The organism is Ensifer sp. ENS02 (assembly GCF_014851885.1).
Classification (GTDB): Bacteria; Pseudomonadota; Alphaproteobacteria; order Rhizobiales; family Rhizobiaceae; genus Ensifer; species Ensifer adhaerens.
Map to the genome: position 1 here is coordinate 1 of NZ_JACVAO010000048.1, position 2,958 is coordinate 2,958.

A 2,958-nucleotide genomic window follows, 5' to 3' on the forward strand; every position below is an offset into this window, starting at 1 on the left:
TACGAAAATCGATCTAAATCCGCCGCCTATGCCTGTCCGCGACTTAGTGAAATCGCTGTCCCGTACTTACTGAAATCGGTGTCCGCGACTTACTGAAATCCTTGTCCCGTACTTTCTGAAACCCGCAACGGCGCCTCAGCATCGGGCCGGTAGTGACCGCCGGTTTCGCCGGTTGCGATCTTATGGATGGCGTAAGGAAAATCGTCGTTCCAACTGAATGAAAACCTGGTCGGCCTGTGCGGCAGTCGATAAGGGATCACATCACGCCTGCGCTCCTCGTCTCCAACGACGAGAGGTGTCAAGCGAAATGAAGATTTGACCCCGCCTATTGCCTCACCCGGGGATGTTACTGACGTTGGGGGCACTGCGCCGTGGTGGGAGGATACGGGCGCGCGCTTCGTCCAGTCGCCATCGAGTATGATCTCCCCGGCTACGTCCACGCCCCAAGCCTGGACGGCATCGAGCCGCAGCCATCGAAGCCGAACTCGCTCAGCCAGTATACCGCATTCTCGAAAAATTACGGCCCAGGAACTCTGGCTCTGTCAAGGTCATCGAAACCCCCTTCAGCCCCCCGATTACATATTGGATAAGGATGCCCGGGCGCCTCGTCTGAGGCGGTGCCCGATGAATTCCTAGCAACCTTGTGCCTGCGCTGGAACAAACGCGACGGTATTCGGTTCAGTGATCAACGGCTGCAGGGAGGTACTTGAACATGAACGATAAAGACGAACTCATCCGGCGACGCGCTTACGAGATTTGGGAGCGTGAGGGGCGCCCCGAGGGCCAGGAGCGCCGGCATTGGGAGCAAGCAAGTAGGGAGATTGCGGAACATGAGCGTCTGCCTCCCAACAGTCAAACCGGGGATGATCAAACTGGCACCATTGTTGCTCCATCCACCGCGCCGCGCGGGGAAGCCGGGCGGCCGTCGGAGGACGCGGAGTAGTGTTCTTCCTACGACCTGACTGGGAAAGGACCTGAGTATCGAAGCGGTGTCGGCGCATTGGGAAGAGCGATCGAAAGAGCAGGCGCTTGTTTCCTAGGACCCCTAGGCAATGCAGGTTGATCTTCGTGCAGATCATTAGCATCGAAGTTTCCTGTGCGTGAGGTACACACGGGAAAGAGGCGGTGATTCCATCACCCGACGTGGCCAAATCGAATGGGCCTGGATGACGAAGCCGCTTATCGCCCATGCCAAGGCGCTGCTGTCCAAACCGCCTCTTTCGCTACGGCGCTGAATGAATCCGATGCCCGAAGCAATGGGTGCAGTCGCTCCTGCCGCTGTGGTCGGCAATGAGGGCCCCACGGCCTACGTATTCGAGTATCGAGACGGTTCTGGCACCAGCCGAACGCCGCCTTCGACAATGCCACGCCTTGAAGCAGTCCAAAAGATTAGCGAGTAAACATGCGACACGACCCCAACCAACTGGAAAGGATCACTCCAGCATTTTTTGGGCGCGATGCCGTTTCCGTCGCGGAGGCTTTGATTGGCGTCATTCTGGAAGTAAATGGGATCGGCGGCAAGATCGTGGAAACGGAAGCTTACGGGCGGGACGATCCCGCCTCTCATAGTTACGTTGGAAAAACTGCCCGGAACAACGCGATGTTCGGCCCCGCCGGCACCGCTTACGTCTACCGGTCCTACGGTTTGCATTGGTGCCTCAACTTCGTCTGCGAGAACGCAAGCGCGGTATTGCTCCGAGCGATCGAGCCGCAAACGGGCCTTGGAACGATGCGGATCAGGCGCGGGACAGCCAGGGAAACCGTCTTGTGCGCGGGGCCGGGACGCCTTTGCCAAGCTCTCGGAGTGACCCGCCATCTTGACGGACGATCGCTCTTTGCGGCCCCTTTTTATCTCACTGTTGGGGAGGGCGAAACGGATGTCTGCCGAGGCCCTCGTATTGGGGTCACGAGGGCTGCCGACGTGCGGTGGCGGTTCGGAGCGCAAGGCTCTGCCTTTTTGAGCCACCCGTTTCCCGATCCCGTTCCAGTTTAGAACTGGCCGGGATTTTGCGGGGGCGTAGAGCTTCTCGTCATAAATGCTGGAAGATCTGTTCGATGTCTCCTTTCCAGATTTAGCCATCCCGATGATCCTCGAGAACGACTGAAGCGATTTGATATGCGCCCCAACCTGCAAATCCTGATTCCGCCCGCTCGCATTCTCGACAAGTGCACCTATTCGCCCGGGATCACGGGGAGGTTGGAAAGAACACTCGGGCTTGGAAGTGTCGGAACTGTTGTTGTTACAGGAGGCGAGCCGGACGTTTTCGTAATGGCGACGATGCTCGGCGCAATCGATCTTGGATACTAGGTGACCGTCTCGAAGGACGGCGTTTAAAGCTCGACCAAACAAACGACGCCTCTCTTCAGCTGCTTGGCAACGCTTCTGGGTCCAACTTGAGCTTGCGACCCTTAGGAGTGGCTCGGTCAATTAGGCGATATGAGAGCCGGCACGTGGGAAATGTCGGAACCATCAGACCCCCGGCCGGTTTGATCTTGATAAACGCCGCGCAGGTCGCCCCGGCAGATCGTTTTAGGCGGGTCGAAAGAGGATTTTACCAGTGATTATCGATCTCCAATCCGCACGTGCCACACGAGATGCTCCTGACCCGGACTGTGCCTCACATGATAGCCTTGGCCGGCCGATGTATCTTTACGGAGTGGAGTACTGGATGGACGACCGACTTTGGGCGTTGACGCTCGAGGCCTATTCGCTCGAGGACGCTGAAAGAAGAATGGGGGCAATCCATCAGGGGCTGATCTATGGGCAGATATACCGCAGTACCTGCTGAGCATTGCGTTCTACATAGCAATGAGCGCCTCCCGGCCGTCCCGTATAGCGCGGCGATCAGGATGAGACGGCGGCGACAATCTGGATGAGACTCTTATGTCGCGGTCGGCATGAAGGTATCATGCTGATTGTCGCTGGCAAGGGTCTCATCGTGTTCTGATTGCCGCTCC

The 2,958-nt window shown here is 57.7% G+C and carries 1 protein-coding gene and 1 pseudogene; both read left to right on the forward strand.

The features are described from left to right. Nucleotides 1-712: 712 nt before the first annotated feature. A pseudogene (locus IB262_RS36345) lies at nucleotides 713-823 on the forward strand (DUF2934 domain-containing protein); the annotation flags it as partial. Nucleotides 824-1,402: 579 nt separating this feature from the next. Further along, nucleotides 1,403-1,993, forward strand: coding sequence for a DNA-3-methyladenine glycosylase (locus IB262_RS35320; RefSeq protein ID WP_112772205.1), 591 nt, complete (start codon nucleotides 1,403-1,405; stop codon nucleotides 1,991-1,993). Nucleotides 1,994-2,958: the final 965 nt, after the last annotated feature.

Bases quoted from the DNA above. Each gene is read 5' to 3' on its own strand.
- IB262_RS35320 (WP_112772205.1), top strand. From the start codon at position 1,403: ATGCGACACGACCCCAACCAACTGGAAAGGATCACTCCAGCATTTTTT.